Raw genomic sequence first — 17,105 nt, forward strand, 5'->3', positions numbered from 1 at the left:
CCGGCCCAGGAAAGGAACCCCTGATCACCGTGACGGCGATTCCCCGCTTCACCGGCGACGCGCGGCCCTACGGGGGCGGCGACCCGTACGCGGACTACCGCACCGCCGACTTCCCGTTCGCCCACCACACCGACCTCGCCGACCGCCGGCTCGGCGCCGGGGTCGTGGCCGCCGCCGACGAGTTCTTCGCCGAGCGCGAGAACCTGCTGGTGCCCGCGCGGGCCGAGTTCGACCCCGAGCGCTTCGGCCACAAGGGCAAGGTCATGGACGGCTGGGAGACCCGCCGCAGGCGCGGAGCCTCCGCCGAGCACCCCTGGCCGGCGCAGGACGACCACGACTGGGCGCTGATCCGCCTCGGCGCGCCGGGCGTGATCCACGGCATCGTCGTCGACACGGCCCACTTCCGCGGCAACCACCCCCGGGCCGTCTCCGTCGAGGGCGCCTCCGTGCCCGGCACGCCCTCCCCGGAGGACCTGCTCGGGGCCGACGTGCGGTGGACCGGCCTCGTCCCGCCCACCCCGGTCGGCGGCCACGCGGCCAACGGCTTCGCCGTCGACGCCGGCCGGCGCTTCACCCACCTACGGCTCAACCAGCACCCCGACGGCGGCATCGCGCGCCTGCGCGTGCACGGCGAGGTCGTGCCGGACCCGCGGTGGCTCACCGCGCTCGGCACCTTCGACGTGGTCGCCCTGGAGCACGGCGGCCGGGTCGAGGACGCCTCGGACCGCTTCTACTCCCCGCCGGCCAACACCATCCGGCCGGGCCGCTCCCGGCAGATGGACGACGGCTGGGAGACCCGCCGCCGCCGTGACCGGGGCAACGACTGGATCCGCTACCGGCTGACCGCGCGGAGCCTGCTCCGGGCCGTCGAGATCGACACGGCGTATCTGAAGGGCAACAGCGCGGGCTGGGCGGCGCTGTCGGTGCGCGACGGCGAGGAGGGCGCGTGGCGGGAGATCCTGCCGCGCACCCGCCTCCAGCCCGACACCGACCACCGCTTCGCCCTGCCGGAGCCCGCGCACGCCACCCACGCGCGGCTGGACGTCTTCCCCGACGGGGGCATCTCCCGGCTGCGCCTGTTCGGCTCCCTGACCGGGGACGGCGAGGCGGCCCTGACGGCCAGGCACCGGGAACTGGGCGGCTGACCGGGCCGGGGCCGGCCGGTCGGGACCGGAGAGTTGGCCGGTGGGCGCCCGTCACCCCTGGCCGGAACTCTTCGGTCCCCCTCCGGCGTTCTCCCCTCGTGACCCTTCAGCAAGAGATCGTCGGCAACGCCATGCAGATGGCGGTCGTCAACCTGAGCCCCGGCCAGACCGTGTACTGCGAGGCGGGGAAGTTCCTGTTCAAGACGGCGAACGTGACCATGGAGACGCGCCTGTCCGGCCCCTCGGCCGGCGGCAACGGTCAGCAGGGGGCCGGCGCGGGCGGCGGCATGGGCGGCATGCTGCGCCAGGCCATGGGGACGGCCATGCAGGTCGGCCAGCGGGTGCTCGCCGGCGAGTCGTTCGCGTTCCAGTACTTCACCGCCCAGGGCGGCGAGGGCACGGTCGGCTTCGCGGGCGTGCTCCCCGGCGAGATGCGCGCCCTCGAACTCGACGGCAACCGCGCGTGGTTCGCCGAGAAGGACGCCTTCGTGGCCGCCGAGTCCGGCGTCGAGTTCGGCATCGCCTTCCGCGGCGGCCGCACGGGCATGAGCGGCGGCGAGGGCTTCATCCTGGAGAAGTTCACCGGCCGGGGCACGGTGATCATCGCCGGTGCGGGCAACTTCATCGACCTCGACCCGGCCGACTTCGGCGGCCGCATCGAGGTCGACACGGGCTGCGTGGTCGCCTTCGAGGAGGGCATCGAGTACGGCGTCCAGCGCGTCGGCGGCCTCAACCGCCAGGGCATCATGAACGCCGTCTTCGGCGGCGAGGGCCTGTCCCTGGCCACCCTGGAGGGGCGCGGCCGGGTCATCCTCCAGTCCCTCACCATCGAGGGCCTGGCCAACGCCCTCAAGAAGGCCCAGGGCGGCGACAAGCAGGGACCGACCGGCGGACTGTTCTCCACCCACGCGGGCTGAACAAACCGCCGCCCGGCCGATGAGTCGCGGGCGCCCGGGGGGTCTGCCCTGATGACGACGGACCCCCCTCCAGGAAGAAGGCACCCGCCATGGGCAAGCTCGTCTCCACCGTGTTCGTCACCCTCGACGGCGTCTACCAGGCACCCGGCGGTCCCCAGGAGGACACCCGCGGCGGCTTCACCCAGGGCGGCTGGAGCTTCACCTACGGCGACGAGGAGTTCGGCCGCTTCGTCGGCGAGGTCTTCACCCGCGCGGGCGCCTTCCTGCTCGGCCGCCGCACGTACGACATCTTCGCCGGGTACTGGCCGAAGGTGACCGACCCGGCCGACCCGGTGGCCTCCCGCCTCAACGGCCTGCCGAAGTACGTTCCCTCCGCCACCCTCGGCGACCCCGCCTGGTCCGGCACGACCGTGCTGCGCGGCGACCTCGCCAAGGAGGTCACGGGCCTCAAGGAGCGCACGGACGGCGAACTCCAGGTCCACGGCAGCGGCGCCCTCGTCCGCTCCCTGCTCGATCTGGGGCTGCTCGACACCCTGCACCTGGTGACCTTCCCGGTGGTGCTCGGCGCCGGCCTCCGCCTGTTCGAGGAGGGCGGCACCCCGACCGCCTTCCGGCACACGGCCGGCCGTGTCACACCGGCGGGCGTCTCCCTCCAGACGTACGACGTGGCGGGCCGCCCCGAGTACGGCGAGTACGGCCTGCCGGACGACGCCTGAACCCGCCCACCGACCCGCCCCGCGGCCCGACCGGAGCCCCGGGGCGGGAGGTTAACTCCCCGAGAACTCCTCGGACGTCCCGGCGAATCCTTCCGATTTGTCATTGACATGCCATGGTCTACGCGCGTCATGATGAGGCCATGACTTTCCCCCCACGCGCAACCCGCATCGGCGCGGCCGTCGCCCTGCTGTCCGCCCTCCTCGTCGGCGGCACCGTCTCCGCGACCACGGCCGACGCCGCGACCGCCTCGGTCGGCAGCGTCTGCTACGGCGACCTGCCCTCGCAGGCGTACGACACCCTCCGCCTCATCGACCGGGGCGGCCCCTTCCCGTACTCCCAGGACGGGATCGTCTTCCAGAACCGCGAGGGCGTCCTGCCCGGCCAGCGCAGCGGCTACTACCACGAGTACACGGTCAAGACCCCCGGCTCCTCCACCCGCGGCGCCCGGCGCATCGTCACCGGTCAGGGCTTCGAGGAGGACTACTACACCGCCGACCACTACGTCACCTTCGACCTGATCGACTACGACTGCTGATCCGACCGGACGGCCCCCGGCGACCGTGTCGCCGCTCCTCCCGCCCCGCGGCTCCCCCCACATCGCACCGGGCCGCGGGGCGACGTGCGTCCGTGCGGGTGATGTCCGCGGTGGCGGGCACCCGCCGCGACCCGTGTTCGTTGTCCCGGCACGCGGAGGTGTCCGGCGGCTCCGGCCCGGAAGGGGAGTGGCATGACAGACGTGATCGACCTGGGGGCGTTCGGCGACGGGTTCCGCGAGGACCCGCATCCGGTGTACGCGCGGTTACGCGAGCAAGGGCCGGTGCACCGGGTCCGGCTCCCGGCACCCGACGACCACGACGAGGCCTGGCTGGTGGTGGGGTACGAGGAGGCGCGGGCCGCGCTGGCCGACCCCCGTCTGGCCAAGGACGGCGGCAAGATCGGCATGGCCTTCCTGGAGGACGAGCTGATCGGCAAGTACCTGCTCATCACCGACCCGCCGCAGCACACCCGGCTGCGCGGACTGATCGCGCGCGCCTTCACCATGCGCCGCGTCGAGGAGATGCGCCCCCGCGTCCAGGAGATCACCGACGCCCTGCTCGACGAGATGATCCCGCGCGGCAGCGCCGACCTCGTCGAGTCCCTCGCCTACCCGCTGCCCATCACCGTGATCTGCGAGTTGCTCGGCGTCCCCGAGATGGACCGGGCGGAGTTCCGCAAGCTGTCCACCGAGGCCGTAGCGCCCACCACGGCGGAGAGCGGGCTCGACGCCTTCACCCGCCTCGGCCGGTACCTCGCCGACCTGATCGAGGACAAGCGGGCCTCCGGACCGGGCGGCGACCTGCTGAGCGACCTGATCCGCACCACCGCCGAGGACGGCGACCGGCTCTCCCCCAAGGAACTGCGCGGCATGGCCTTCGTCCTGCTGGTCGCGGGCCACGAGACCACGGTCAACCTCATCACCAACGCCGTGCACTCGCTGCTCACCCACCCCGGCCAACTCGCCGCCCTGCGGGCCGACATGAGCCTGGTCGACGGCGCGGTGGAGGAGACGCTGCGCTTCGAGGGACCGGTGGAGACCGCGACGTACCGCTTCGCCGCCGAACCCATGGAGATCGGCGGCACCGCCGTGCGGCCGGGCGAGGCCGTGCTGATCGGGCTCGCCGGCGCCGACCGGGACGGCTGCCGGTTCGCCGACCCCGACCGCTTCGACCTCCACCGCGACACCCGCGGCCACCTGGCCTTCGGTCACGGCATCCACTACTGCCTGGGCGCACCCCTGGCCCGCCTCGAGGGCACCACGGCGCTGCGCTCCCTGCTGGAACGGACCCCCGGCCTCGCCCTGGACGGCCCGCCCGGAGCCTGGCTGCCGGGGACGCTGATCCGGGGGATGAGGAGCCTGCCGGTCCGCTGGTGAGCCGCGCCGTGCCGCAGGGGCCGCGCGCCCGGCCGTACCGGGCCGAGCCCTCGGTCGTATCGCGGCACCTGTCGCTCAGCCGTACCGCAGGGCCGGCTCGCCGGGGATCTCCGCGAGCCGCACGGGTCTGTGCTCACGGCGGGACAGCTCGCACGCCTCGGCGACACGCAGCGCCTGGAGGGCCTCGCGGCCGTCGCAGGGATTGGCCCGCACGCCGTTCAACACCTCGACGAACGCGCACAGTTCGGCCTCGTACGCGGGGCCGAACCGCTCCAGGAAGCCCGGCCACGGCTTGTCCGCGGGCGGCGGCCCGGTCGGCTCGGTGGACGCCACGGGCGTGCGGTCGTCGAGGCCCACCACCACCGTGTCCAGCTCCCCGGCGAGCTCCATGCGTACGTCGTAGCCCGCCCCGTTGAGCCGGGTCGCGGTCGTGGTGGCCAGCGTGCCGTCGTCCAGGCTGAGCAGGGCCGCCCCGGTGTCCACGTCGCCGGCCTCGCGGAACATCACGGGTCCCGCGTCCGACCCGGTCGCGTACACGTCGACCACCTCGCGCCCGGTCACCCAGCGCAGCACGTCGAAGTCGTGGATCAGGGTGTCCCGGAACAGCCCGCCGGACAGCGGCAGCCACTCGGGCGGGGGCGGCGACTGGTCGGAGGTCAGGGCCCGCACGGTGTGCAGCCGCCCGAGCCGCCGCGAGCGCACGGCCTCCCGCGCGCCCATGTACCCGGCGTCGAAGCGCCGCTGGAAGCCCATCTGGAGCACGGTCCCGGCCGCCTCCACCTCGGCGATGGCGTTGAGCGTGCCCGGCAGGTCGAGCGCGATCGGCTTCTCGCAGAACACCGGCAGGCCCGAGCGGGCGGCCCGCCCGATCAGATCGGCGTGGGCGGCCGTCGCCGTGGTGATGACCACCGCGTCCACGCCCCACCGGAAGATCTCGTCCACGCCCGGGGCCGCGGTCTCCCCGAGCCGGTTCGCCAGCTCCTGCGCTCGTAAGGGGTTCGTGTCCGTGAGGATCAGCGAGCCGACCTCGCGATGACGACTGAGAGTGTTCGCGTGGATGGTGCCGATGCGGCCCGTTCCGATGACCCCGATGCGCATGGAAACAAAGTGGAGGGGGACCCGGCACGCTGTCAATGCGTATGTCCGGACAATCGAACTACACAACTTCCCGTCATCCGGCCACGGAGCTACGCTCGGCCCGTGCCGAAACCAGAAGTGGACCCGACCGTGTCGCTCGACCTCCGCGTGGACCGCAGTTCACCGGTGCCCCTGTACTTCCAGCTGTCCCAGCAACTGGAGGCCGCGATCGAGCACGGCGCCCTCACGCCGGGCAGCCTCCTCGGCAACGAGATCGAGCTGGCCGCGCGCCTCGGCCTGTCCCGGCCCACGGTCCGCCAGGCCATCCAGTCCCTCGTCGACAAGGGACTCCTGGTGCGCAGGCGCGGCGTCGGCACCCAGGTCGTGCACAGCCAGGTCAAGCGCCCCCTGGAACTCAGCAGCCTCTACGACGACCTGGAAGCGGCCGGACAGCGCCCCGCCACCACCGTTGTCGTCAACACCGTCGTCACCGCGTCCACCGAGGTCGCGGCGGCGCTCGGTCTGCCCGAGGGCGCCGAGGTGCACCGCGTCGAGCGGCTGCGGCTGACCCACGGCGAGCCGATGGCGTACATGACGAACTTCCTGCCGCCGGGCCTGCTCGACCTGGACACCGCGCAGCTGGAGGCCACCGGTCTGTACCGGATGATGCGCTCCGCCGGGATCACCCTGCACAGCGCCCGCCAGTCCATCGGTGCCCGCGGCGCCACCGCCACCGAGGCCGAACGGCTCACCGAGACCGAGGGCGCCCCGCTGCTCACCATGCAGCGCGTCACGTTCGACGACACCGGCCGCGCCGTCGAGTTCGGCGACCACATCTACCGGCCCACCCGCTACTCCTTCGAGTTCCAGCTCCTCGTACGCCCATGAACGCGCTCCCGAACACGCCCCCGGGCACCTCGCGCGCCCCCGGCCACACCCCCGGAAAGGTCGCAATGTCCGGACAATGTGACCGATAGTCGCTCCCCGGCCCCGTCCGGACCGTACCCTCCCCTTTTCTCCCCCTGACGGCACGCACATCCGGGGTGAGGCAGAATCGACGGCGATGAGCACCTACCGCGACCTGACCGCCCCCATCGGCTCCCGCAGAGCGACCGTCCTGCGCACCGTCGGTACGAGGGAACGCCGTTCACACCTCACGGCGCCCCGGGTACCGACCGTCGGCATCGACATCGGCGGCACCAAGGTGATGGCGGGCGTCGTGGACGCCGACGGCAACATCCTGGAGAAGGTCCGCACCGAGACCCCGGACAAGTCCAAGAGCCCCAGGGTCGTCGAGGACACCATCGTCGAGCTGGTCCTCGACCTGTCCGACCGGCACGACGTGCACGCCGTCGGCATCGGCGCGGCCGGCTGGGTCGACGCGGAGCGCAACCGCGTGCTGTTCGCCCCGCACCTGTCCTGGCGCAACGAGCCCCTGCGCGACCGCCTCTCCGGACGGCTGTCGGTCCCCGTCCTCGTCGACAACGACGCCAACACCGCGGCCTGGGCGGAGTGGCGCTTCGGCGCCGGCCGCGGCGAGGACCACCTCGTCATGATCACGCTCGGCACCGGCATCGGCGGCGCGATCCTGGAGGACGGCCAGGTCAAGCGCGGCAAGTACGGTGTCGCCGGCGAGTTCGGCCATATGCAGGTCGTGCCCGGCGGGCACCGCTGCCCCTGCGGCAACCGCGGCTGCTGGGAGCAGTACAGCTCCGGCAACGCGCTCGTGCGCGAGGCCAAGGAGCTGGCCGCCGCGGACTCCCCGGTGGCCTACGGGATCATCGAGCACGTCAAGGGCAGCATCGGAGACATCAGCGGCCCGATGATCACGGAGCTGGCCCGCGAGGGCGACGCGATGTGCATCGAACTGCTCCAGGACATCGGGCAGTGGCTGGGCGTCGGCATCGCCAACCTCGCGGCGGCCCTCGACCCGTCCTGCTTCGTGATCGGCGGCGGTGTCTCGGCCGCCGACGACCTGCTGATCGGCCCCGCGCGCGACGCCTTCAAGCGCCACCTCACCGGTCGCGGCTACCGGCCCGAGGCCCGCATCACCCGCGCCCAGCTCGGCCCCGAGGCCGGCATGGTCGGCGCCGCCGACCTCGCCCGCCTGGTCGCCCGCCGCTTCCGCCGCGCCAAGCGCCGCCGCGTGGAGCGCTACGAACGCTACGAGCGGTACGCCGCCGCCCGTCGCACCCGGGACTCCGCATGACCGCGTCCCTCCCGCGCCAGGCCCTGCCGCCGGACGAGCCGCGCCCACCGGAGGAGGACCCGCGCCACCGGGCCCGCCGGCGCGCGCTCACCCTGCTCATCATCGTGCTCCTCATCGGCGTGCCCGCGGGCTACCTGGTGGTCTCCGCCAACCAGAGCCGCAACAGCGGCAAGGACAAGGAGGCGAAGTACTCGGCGCGCAGCCTCACCCCCGGCTGGCCGTCGAAGGTGCAGCGCCGCCTCTACCAGGTGACCGTCCCGCACCCGGCCGACCCCGTGGCCTACTACGAGACCAACAACTGGAAGACCAGCCGGCTCTACGTCGAGTTCCGCACCAACGGCGCGGGCCTGGACAGCTTCCTGGAGGGGATCGGCAGCGGGCGCGAGCACCTGAGGAAGGGCGACCTCGCCGTCGGCGCGCGCGACCGGAAGGTCAGCGGCTGGGACTTCACCGGACCCGGCCCCTGGTGGGGGCTCTCGCACACCCAGAAGAACCCGGCGCCCACCCAGGACATCGTCGTGAACATGTCCGACCCGAACCATCCGATGGTGTACGTGGTCTCGCGCACCGTTCCCTGACGGGGCGGGCCCCCGGCCGGTCGCCGGGGCCGATTGTCAGACCCCGCCCGTACAGTCGAAGACATCTGATCCGACACACGGGGCTGGAGGTGACAGGACGTATGAGGACGACGGCCGCGACGGGGGAGACCGCGGCGGCGGGGGACGGCGCGGTCGCGGCGGGGGAGCGCGTCCCGGCACGGCTCGCCGCCGTGTACCTTCCGGCCCGGCTCCCGCGCGACGGGCGCTTCGCCTTCTGGGACCCCGCCGGAGGACCGCTCCCGGCAGCGGCCGACGGCGACGAGCTGACCGTCGTCGGGCCGCACGGCTCAGGAGCGCGCCGTAAGACCGTCCCCGCCCTGGTCCTCCCGCTCGCCGCCGCGCTGCCCCTCCTGGTCCGCGCGCGGCACGACCCGGCCGCCCACCCCGCCACCGCCTGCTGGGGAGCCGCGACCCTGCACGCGCTGCGGCTCGTCGCCCGCGGCCGACTGCTGCCCGGCCTCACCCCGGCCGGCCACGACGCCTGGCGGGCCGGCCCGCTGGAACCCGACGACGTCGCCCACCTCCGCGCGGTCGCCGCCGCCCTGCCCGCCGAGGGCCACGCCGTGCCGCTGTCCGGCCCGGGACCGCTGCGGCTGCCCGAGCCGGAGGCGCTGATGCGCGCCTTCCTGGACGCCGTCGCCGACACCCTGCCCCGCACCCCCGCCGCGCCCCACACCGCCGGCGGCCCCTTCGCCGCCCGTGAACCCCAGCACCTGCCCGGCGCGCACGACTGGGCGGCCGAGGTCGCCGCCGGCATGGACGCGGGCGTGCGGATCTCACTGCGCCTCGACCTGTCGGCGTACGACCTGTTCGACGGCGGGGGCGTACGGACCGCGGGCGCGGCGATCGTCCAGGTGCACAGCCTCGCCGACCCCACCCTGGTCGCCGACGCCGTCGCCCTGTGGGCGGGGGAGGCCGACGGGGCGTTCGGGCCGCGCGCGCGGGTGGACGCGGCGCTCGCCGTGCGCCGCGCGGCCCGCGTGTGGCCGCCCCTGGACCGGCTCTCCGAACAGGACGTGCCCGACGTCCTCGCCCTGTCCGAGGACGAACTCGGCGACCTCCTCGGCGTGGCCGCCACCCGGCTCGCCGCGGCGGGCGTGGCCGTGCACTGGCCCCGCGACCTCGCTCAGGACCTCACGGCGACCGCGGTCGTACGGCCCGCGCCGGGCTCGGCGACCGACGGCACCGGCTTCTTCGAGGGTGAGGAACTGCTGCGTTTCCGCTGGCAGCTGGCGCTCGGCGGCGACCCGCTCACCGAGGCCGAGATGGACGAGCTGGCCGAGGCCCACCGCCCGGTCGTCCGGCTGCGCGACCGCTGGGTGCTGGTCGACCCCGCGCTCGTACGCAAGGCACGCAAGCGCGAACTGGGGCTGCTCGACCCGGTCGACGCGCTGTCCGTGGCGCTCACCGGCACCGCAGAGGTCGACGGCGAGAGCGTCGAGGCGGTGCCCGTCGGCGCGCTGGCCGCCCTGCGTGACCGCCTCACCGCCGGCCTCGGACCCGCCGAATCCCCGCCCGGACTGCACGCCACCCTCCGGGACTACCAACTCCGCGGCCTCGCCTGGCTCGACCTCATGACCACGCTCGGCCTCGGCGGCTGCCTCGCCGACGACATGGGGCTCGGCAAGACCATCACGCTCATCGCCCTGCACCTGAAACGGGCCCGCACCGAACCGACCCTGGTGGTGTGCCCCGCCTCGCTGCTCGGCAACTGGCAGCGGGAGATCAACCGGTTCGCGCCCGGCGTCCCCGTCCACCGCTTCCACGGCCCCGACCGCAGCCTCGACGTCCCGGCCGGCGGCTTCGTCCTCACCACCTACGGCACCATGCGGTCCGCGGCACCCCAACTCGCCGAGCGGACCTGGGGGATGGTCGTCGCGGACGAGGCCCAGCACGTCAAGAACCCGTACTCGGCGACGGCCAAGGCGCTGCGCACCCTCACCTCGCCCGCGCGCGTGGCGCTCACCGGCACGCCCGTGGAGAACAACCTCTCCGAGCTGTGGGCCCTGCTCGACTGGACCACACCCGGACTCCTCGGCCCCCTCAAGTCCTTCCGCGCCCGCCACGCGCGGGCGGTGGAGAACGGCGAGGACCAGGAAGCGGTGGAGCGGCTGGCCCGGCTGGTCCGCCCCTTCCTCCTGCGGCGCAGGAAGTCCGACCCCGGGATCGTGCCCGAACTGCCGCCCAAGACGGAGACCGACCACCCCGTGCCCCTCACCCGCGAGCAGGCCGCGCTGTACGAGGCGGTGGTGCGGGAGTCGCTGCTCGCCATCGAGACGTCGGAGGGGATCGCGCGGCGCGGGCTGGTGCTGAAGCTGCTCGGCGCGCTGAAGCAGATCTGCGACCATCCCGCGCTGTACCTCAAGGAGGCGACGGCGACGGGCGCCGACCCGGCCGCCCGGTCGGGCAAACTCGCGCTGCTCGACGAGCTGTTGGACACCGTGCTCGCCGAGGACGGGTCGGTGCTGGTCTTCACCCAGTACGTGGGGATGGCGCGGCTCATCACCTCCCACCTGTCCGGCCGGGCGGTCCCGGTGGACCTGCTGCACGGGGGTACGCCGGTGCCGGAGCGGGAGCGCATGGTGGACCGCTTCCAGAGCGGGCGGACGCCGGTCCTTGTGCTGTCCCTCAAGGCGGCGGGGACGGGGCTGAACCTGACCCGCGCGGGGCATGTCGTCCACTTCGACCGGTGGTGGAACCCTGCGGTGGAGGAACAGGCGACCGACCGCGCCTACCGCATCGGCCAGACCCAGCCGGTCCAGGTCCACCGCCTGGTCACCGAGGGCACGGTGGAGGACCGCATCGCGGAGATGCTGGAGACCAAGCGGGCCCTGGCGGACGCGATCCTGGGCTCGGGCGAGTCGGCCCTCACGGAACTCACGGACCGTGAGCTGACGGACCTGGTGTCCCTGAGGAGGACCCCGTGACCGGCGGAGCGGTGGACGACGGACGGGAAGGGCACCCCGCCGACGAGGCCCGCCGTGCGCTGCGAGCGGCCCGCCGGGAGCCGGAGCACGGGGAGGCCGAGGCCACGGAGGCGCGGGAGAAGGGGACGTCGGGAGAGGGGGCGTCGGCGAAGAGCGCGGAGGCGCCGTCGGGGGCCGCGGCCGTGTCGCCGAGGCCGGGGGACGTCGCGCGAGCGGCCCTGCGGTCGGCCGTGTCCGCCCGGCGCGGGGGAGCGGAGCCGACCGCCGGGGAGAAGGCCGGGACCGACACGGACCCGACCACCGGCCCAGGCACCGACCCCGCCACTGGTTCCGTCGCCGGTTCCGCGAGCCGTGCGCCCTCGCCGCCACACCCTCCGGCGGCCGGTACCCCCCGTCCCAGCGAGGCGGCCAGGGAGGCACTTCGCTCGGCACGCAGGGAGGCGCGGGCGGAGACCGCAGGGACACCGGCGGGCGCGGAGGCGGGGGAGACGCCGGGGGCACCGGCACGGACCGAGGGACGCGGGCGGACGGGGACGCGAGGGACGAAGGACCGGCACGGGCAGACAGCGGCCCCGGCCTCGCCCTCCGCTCCCACGGCGAACCCCGGTCCCGGTCCCGGCCCCGGTTCGCCCGCGCGGCCGACAGTTTCCCGAACCGGCGCCGCCGCAGCCCCCGTTGCCCGAGGACGGTCCGCACGCGACATGAGGGAACTGCTGGCGGGCGCCCTCCGGATGCCGGAGAAGCGGGACGAGCCGACGGACAGCGGTACGGGCCGTACGGGCGATGCGGCGGGTGAGGGCCGTGCGGCTGGTGCGGGCAGCGCGGCCGGTACGGAACCGTCCCCTCCCTGGCCTGCCGCCGAGCCCCGGCCTGCCGGCGAAGCCCGGCCGCGCGCCGATGCCCAGCCCCGTTCCGACCTCCGGCCGCGCGCCGACGTCGAGCCACCCGCGGATCTCCGGCCGCGCGCCGATGCTCAGGCACCCGCCGATTCCCAGCCCCGCTCCGGCGTCCAGCCGCCCGCCGACCCCAAACCCGCCGACCCCCAGCCACCCGCCGACCCCCGCCGCCCCGCCGACCCCCGGGTCCCCCTCAGCATGGCCGCGCCCCGGCGGGACGGTGAACTGCGGCGTACCTTCCGGGCGTTTCCCGCTCGGGCGGGGGACGTGGCGGAGGCGGCGTTCGCCGAGACGTGGTGGGGGAACGCCTGGGTCGATGCGCTGGAGCGCGGGGCGTTGGACGTGAAGCGGCTGGTGCGGGGGCGGGCGTACGCACAGCAGGGGCACGTCGACGCGATCACCGTCACCCCGGGACTCGTGCTGGCGTACGTCCGGGGCAGCCGCCCCCGGCCCTACCGCGTCCAGGTCCGGCTGCGCACCCTCCCCGACGACGGCTGGGCCCGCTTCCTGGACGCCGCGGTCGAACGCCCCGGACACATCGCCGCCCTCCTCGACAAGGAACTGCCCCAGTCCCTCGCCGACTGCGGAGTCCCCCTCCTCCCCGGCCCCGGCGACCTGGACCCCCGGTGCAGCTGCCCCGACTCCGGCCACCCCTGCAAGCACGCCGCTGCCCTCTGCTACCAGACCGCCCGCCTCCTCGACGCCGACCCCTTCGTCCTGCTCCTGCTGCGCGGCCGCGGCGAACGCGACCTGCTCGACGCGCTCTCCCGGCGCAACGCCGCCGCCGAGGCCCGCGCCGCCCAGGACAAGGAACCCGCGCCCCTGCCCGGCGTCCGCGCCGCCGAGGCCCTCGGTCCGCGCAGGCTCCCGCCGCTCCCGCCCCCCTTGCCCGCCCCGCCGCACCCCGGTCACCCCCCGGCCTACCCGGCGGCGCCAGGCGGCCCCGACCCCTTCGCGCTGGACCAGCTCGCGACCGACGCCGCCGCCCGCGCCCACACCCTGCTCACCACCGGACACGACCCGGTCGGCGGTCTCACGCTGTGGCAGGACGCGGTACGGCTCGCCGCCGCCCGCCCCGGCTCCGGCCTGACCGCGGGCACCCGCGCGCTCTACTCCTCGCTCGCCGCGGCCGTCGGCCGCACCCCGTCCGAGCTGGCCCGCGCGGTCGCCGCCTGGCGGCAGGGCGGACTCGACGGGCTCACCGTCCTGGAGGAGCCCTGGGACCCGCCCGCGGGCCGTTTCGACCGGGCCCGCCCGCTGCTCCTCGCCGCCGACCTCCCCGTGTTCCGCCCCTGGCGCAACCGCCTCACCCACCCGGCCGGCCACGTCCAACTCCGCCTGGGCCAGGACGGGTTGTGGTACGCGTACGAGTCGGAACCGAACCGCGACGACTGGTGGCCCCGAGGCACCCCCGACCTCGACCCGGTCGGCGCCCTGACCGGTCTCGGCCTCCCGGGCGACACCTGAGCCCCCGCCCCGGGCCCGCGCCCGTCACCCGCACCGCCCCCGCCGGCCGGGGTCACGTCCCCGACGAGGTGGTCCGTCGTGCCGTGAAGGTCGTGTGAGAGTTCACCGCCGATCCCGAGGTCGCCGGTGTGGAGAGTGGGGGCCCCGGGACCGGGGTGCCCGGCGCGGCGGTTAGCGTGGAGCGGTGAGCGAGACGAACCCCCCTGCCCTCCAGTACCGCTTCGACGGCCCCCAAGACGCCCCGGTCCTCATCCTCGGTCCCTCCCTGGGGACCACCTGGCACATGTGGGACCGGCAGGTGCCGGAGCTGGTCAAGCAGTGGCGCGTCTTCCGTTTCGACCTGCCGGGGCACGGCGGGGCGCCCGCGCACCCGGCGGGGTCCGTCGCCGAGCTGACCGCCCGGCTGCTCGCCACGCTCGACGGGCTCGGGGTGCAGCGCTTCGGGTACGCGGGCTGCGCGCTCGGCGGCGCCATCGGCGTCGAACTGGCCCTGCGTCGCCCCGAGCGCGTCGCCTCGCTCGCCCTGGTCGCCACGTCGCCGCGCTTCGGCACGGCCGACGAGTTCCGGCAGCGGGGGGTGATCGTACGGACGAACGGGCTCGACCCGATCGCCCGGACGTCACCCGACCGCTGGTTCACCGGAGGGTTCGCGGCCGCGCAGCCCGCGATCACCGAGTGGGCGGTGCAGATGGTGCGCACCACCGACCCGGGCTGCTACATCGCCGCGTGCGAGGCGCTGGCCGGCTTCGACGTGCGGCCGGAGCTCGGACGCATCGGCATCCCCACGCTGGTCCTGGTCGGTTCCGACGACCAGGTCACCGGACCGGCCGAGGCCCGCACCCTGGTCGCCGGGATACCGGACGCGCGGCTCGCCGTCGTCCCCGGCGCCTCCCACCTGGTGCCGGTCGAGCAGCCCGCCGCCGTCACCGACCTGCTGGTGCGGCACTTCTCCACGGCGTGGCAGCCCGGGTACGACTCGACGACCGGCCAGATGGCCATTCCGGCCGCCCCGGTCAAGCCGGCCCTCGCGGCCGCCGCGCAGATGGCCCCGCAGATGTCGCCCATCGCCGCGATCGCCCCCGCCGCCGTGCCGCAGCAGGGCGCGGGCCGCGCCGACCCGTACGAGGCGGGGCTCAAGGTCCGCCGCGAGGTGCTGGGCGACGCGCACGTGGACCGGGCGCTCTCCCAGGCCGACGAGTTCTCCGGGGACTTCCAGGAGTTCATCACCCGCTACGCGTGGGGCGAGATCTGGGACCGGCCCGGCCTGGACCGGCGCTCCCGCAGCTGTGTCACGCTCACCGCGCTGGTCGCCGGCGGTCACCTGGACGAGCTGGCCTTCCACACGCGGGCGGCCCTGCGCAACGGCCTGACCCCCGCCGAGATCAAGGAGGTCCTCCTCCAGGCGGCCGTCTACTGCGGCGTCCCGGCCGCCAACAGCGCCTTCCGGGTGGCCCAGCGTGTCATCCGCGAGGAGACCACCCCGGAGGAGTGAGCCCCGGGGAGTGAGCCCCCAGGAGTGGGCCCCGAGGAGTGAGCCGCGTGGAGCGTCCGGCGTCCGATGCCCGGCTCCCGTGTGCCGCGCGATGGGGCGTGGGGGCAGGATGGGGGGATGAAGCTCACGAAGATGTCGCACGCCTGTGTCCGGCTGGAGAAGGACGGGCGGACGCTCGTCCTGGACCCCGGTGGCTTCAGCGAGCCGGAGGCCGCCGTCGGGGCCGACGCGGTCCTGGTCACCCACGAGCACCCGGACCACTTCGACGAGGGCCGGCTGCGCGCCGCCCTGGAGGCGAACCCGGCCGCGGAGATCTGGACGCTGAAGTCGGTCGCCGAGCGGATCGCCGCCGCCTTCCCGGGCCGTGTGCACACCGTCGGCCACGGCGACACCTTCACCGCCGCGGGCTTCGACGTCCAGGTCCACGGCGAGCTGCACGCCGTGATCCACCCCGACATCCCCCGCATCACCAACGTCGGCTACCTGATCGACGGCGGCCGGGTCTTCCACCCCGGCGACGCCCTGACCGTCCCCGGCCTGCCCGTCGAGACGCTGATGCTCCCCGTGATGGCGCCCTGGAACAAGATCTCCGAAGTCATCGACTACGTGCGGGAGGTCGGGCCGCAGCGCACCTACGACGTCCACGACGCCCTGCTCACCGACCTCGCCCGCCCGATCTACGACCACCAGCTCGGCTCGCTCGCCGGCGCGGAGCACCTGCGGCTGACCCCGGGGACCTCGGCCGAGCTGTGACGGACGGGGCGTTGTCGGTGGCGCCCGGTAGGTTGTGAGGCATGCGCATCGCGACCTGGAACGTGAACTCGATCACCGCCCGACTGCCGAGGCTGCTGGCCTGGCTGGAGAGCAGCGGCACCGACGTGCTCTGCCTCCAGGAGGCCAAGGTCGCCGAGGACCAGTTCCCGCTCGCCGAGCTGCGCGAGCTGGGCTACGAGGCGGCGGTGCACGCGACCGGCCGGTGGAACGGCGTGGCGGTGCTCTCCCGCGTCGGCCTGGAGGACGTGGTCAAGGGCCTGCCCGGCGACCCCGGCTACGAGGGCGCGCCGGAGCCCAGGGCGGTCGCGGCGACCTGCGGCCCGGTCCGCGTCTGGTCGGTGTACGTGCCGAACGGCCGCGAGGTGGACCACCCGCACTACGCCTACAAGCTCCAGTGGTTCGAGGCGCTGAAGGCGGCCGTCGCCGGCGACGCGGGCGGCAGCCGCCCCTTCGCCGTCCTCGGCGACTACAACGTGGCGCCGACGGACGACGACGTCTACGACCGTTCCGCCTTCGACGGCCTCACCCATGTCACGCCCGCCGAGCGCGCCGCCCTGGCCGCCCTGCGCGAGACCGGCCTGTCGGACGTGGTCCCGCGCCCGCTGAAGTACGACCACCCGTTCACGTACTGGGACTACCGCCAGCTCGGCTTCCCCAAGAACCGCGGCATGCGCATCGACCTGGTGTACGGGAACGAGCCGTTCGCCAAGGCCGTCGAGGACGCCTACGTCGACCGCGAGGAGCGCAAGGGCAAGGGCGCCTCGGACCACGCGCCGGTCGTCGTCGACCTGGACGTCTAGGGCGTGTTTCGAAAGTGGCGCCGTCCGCCCGGAGGGCGGGGCTCGCGGCGTCTGGTGCGTGCAGTCGCAAGGCGGAGGATCGCCCTCGTACTGGATGTACTCGGGCGTTCCGACAACGCGGCGAGTGTGCGTGCCAGGCGTCGCGGGCCAGGCGGGACTTTCGAAACACGCCC

At 74.5% G+C, this 17,105-nt stretch carries 14 protein-coding genes; 13 read left to right on the top strand and 1 reads right to left on the bottom strand.

Features of this window, described 5'->3' with window-relative positions:
• The first annotated feature begins 29 nt into the window (after positions 1–29).
• The 5 genes from alc to AB0F77_RS30110 all read left to right on the top strand — a co-directional run bounded on the left by alc (position 30) and on the right by AB0F77_RS30110 (position 4,691).
• Entirely contained in the window at positions 30–1,145 is a 1,116-nt protein-coding gene (gene alc, locus AB0F77_RS30090) for an allantoicase (protein ID WP_361954835.1), read from the top strand.
• 98 nt (positions 1,146–1,243) lie between these two features.
• Entirely contained in the window at positions 1,244–2,062 is an 819-nt protein-coding gene (locus AB0F77_RS30095; protein WP_361954836.1) for an AIM24 family protein, read from the top strand.
• Positions 2,063–2,151: 89 nt separating this feature from the next.
• The gene (locus AB0F77_RS30100) at positions 2,152–2,778 is read left to right on the top strand and encodes a dihydrofolate reductase family protein (protein ID WP_361954837.1); all 627 of its coding nucleotides are present in this window, start codon (positions 2,152–2,154) and stop codon (positions 2,776–2,778) included.
• A gap of 140 nt (positions 2,779–2,918) precedes the next feature.
• Positions 2,919–3,314, top strand: coding sequence for a ribonuclease domain-containing protein (locus AB0F77_RS30105; RefSeq protein ID WP_361954838.1), 396 nt, complete (start codon positions 2,919–2,921; stop codon positions 3,312–3,314).
• A gap of 192 nt (positions 3,315–3,506) precedes the next feature.
• Entirely contained in the window at positions 3,507–4,691 is a 1,185-nt protein-coding gene (locus AB0F77_RS30110; RefSeq protein WP_361954839.1) for a cytochrome P450, read from the top strand.
• A gap of 75 nt (positions 4,692–4,766) precedes the next feature.
• Here AB0F77_RS30110 and AB0F77_RS30115 read toward each other — a convergent pair whose 3' ends face one another.
• The gene (locus tag AB0F77_RS30115; RefSeq protein WP_361954840.1) at positions 4,767–5,789 is read right to left on the bottom strand and encodes a Gfo/Idh/MocA family oxidoreductase; all 1,023 of its coding nucleotides are present in this window, start codon (positions 5,787–5,789) and stop codon (positions 4,767–4,769) included.
• Between the two features lie 129 nt (positions 5,790–5,918).
• Here AB0F77_RS30115 and AB0F77_RS30120 point away from each other — a divergent pair, with 129 nt between their 5' ends.
• The 8 genes from AB0F77_RS30120 to AB0F77_RS30155 all read left to right on the top strand — a co-directional run bounded on the left by AB0F77_RS30120 (position 5,919) and on the right by AB0F77_RS30155 (position 16,932).
• On the top strand, positions 5,919–6,656 hold the full coding sequence (locus tag AB0F77_RS30120; RefSeq protein ID WP_361954910.1) for a GntR family transcriptional regulator: 738 nt from the start codon (positions 5,919–5,921) through the stop codon (positions 6,654–6,656).
• 175 nt (positions 6,657–6,831) lie between these two features.
• The gene (locus AB0F77_RS30125; protein WP_361954841.1) at positions 6,832–7,977 is read left to right on the top strand and encodes an ROK family glucokinase; all 1,146 of its coding nucleotides are present in this window, start codon (positions 6,832–6,834) and stop codon (positions 7,975–7,977) included.
• Positions 7,974–8,555, top strand: coding sequence for a sugar kinase (locus tag AB0F77_RS30130; RefSeq protein ID WP_361954842.1), 582 nt, complete (start codon positions 7,974–7,976; stop codon positions 8,553–8,555). Before AB0F77_RS30125 ends, AB0F77_RS30130 begins: the two co-directional genes overlap by 4 nt.
• 101 nt (positions 8,556–8,656) lie before the next feature.
• The gene (locus AB0F77_RS30135; protein WP_361954843.1) at positions 8,657–11,503 is read left to right on the top strand and encodes a DEAD/DEAH box helicase; all 2,847 of its coding nucleotides are present in this window, start codon (positions 8,657–8,659) and stop codon (positions 11,501–11,503) included.
• A gap of 182 nt (positions 11,504–11,685) precedes the next feature.
• Positions 11,686–13,866 (top strand): SWIM zinc finger family protein, encoded by a 2,181-nt coding sequence (locus AB0F77_RS30140; RefSeq protein ID WP_361954911.1) that lies wholly within the window; start codon positions 11,686–11,688, stop codon positions 13,864–13,866.
• A 184-nt stretch (positions 13,867–14,050) separates the two neighbouring features.
• A complete protein-coding gene (pcaC, locus tag AB0F77_RS30145; protein ID WP_361954844.1) occupies positions 14,051–15,358 on the top strand; it encodes a 4-carboxymuconolactone decarboxylase in 1,308 nt (435 codons plus the stop codon).
• 117 nt (positions 15,359–15,475) lie between these two features.
• Positions 15,476–16,111: an MBL fold metallo-hydrolase gene (locus AB0F77_RS30150; RefSeq protein ID WP_361954845.1), complete on the top strand. Its 636-nt coding sequence runs from the start codon at positions 15,476–15,478 to the stop codon at positions 16,109–16,111.
• A gap of 41 nt (positions 16,112–16,152) precedes the next feature.
• A complete protein-coding gene (locus tag AB0F77_RS30155; protein WP_361954846.1) occupies positions 16,153–16,932 on the top strand; it encodes an exodeoxyribonuclease III in 780 nt (259 codons plus the stop codon).
• Positions 16,933–17,105 lie beyond the last annotated feature (173 nt).

This window comes from Streptomyces sp. NPDC026672 (assembly GCF_040638185.1).
GTDB lineage: Bacteria > Actinomycetota > Actinomycetes > Streptomycetales > Streptomycetaceae > Streptomyces.

Bases quoted from the DNA above. Each gene is read 5' to 3' on its own strand.
- AB0F77_RS30125 (WP_361954841.1), top strand. From the start codon at position 6,832: ATGAGCACCTACCGCGACCTGACCGCCCCCATCGGCTCCCGCAGAGCG.
- AB0F77_RS30110 (WP_361954839.1), top strand. From the start codon at position 3,507: ATGACAGACGTGATCGACCTGGGGGCGTTCGGCGACGGGTTCCGCGAG.
- AB0F77_RS30100 (WP_361954837.1), top strand. From the start codon at position 2,152: ATGGGCAAGCTCGTCTCCACCGTGTTCGTCACCCTCGACGGCGTCTAC.
- AB0F77_RS30105 (WP_361954838.1), top strand. From the start codon at position 2,919: ATGACTTTCCCCCCACGCGCAACCCGCATCGGCGCGGCCGTCGCCCTG.
- AB0F77_RS30135 (WP_361954843.1), top strand. From the start codon at position 8,657: ATGAGGACGACGGCCGCGACGGGGGAGACCGCGGCGGCGGGGGACGGC.
- AB0F77_RS30130 (WP_361954842.1), top strand. From the start codon at position 7,974: ATGACCGCGTCCCTCCCGCGCCAGGCCCTGCCGCCGGACGAGCCGCGC.
- AB0F77_RS30155 (WP_361954846.1), top strand. From the start codon at position 16,153: ATGCGCATCGCGACCTGGAACGTGAACTCGATCACCGCCCGACTGCCG.
- AB0F77_RS30115 (WP_361954840.1), bottom strand. From the start codon at position 5,789: ATGCGCATCGGGGTCATCGGAACGGGCCGCATCGGCACCATCCACGCG.
- AB0F77_RS30150 (WP_361954845.1), top strand. From the start codon at position 15,476: ATGAAGCTCACGAAGATGTCGCACGCCTGTGTCCGGCTGGAGAAGGAC.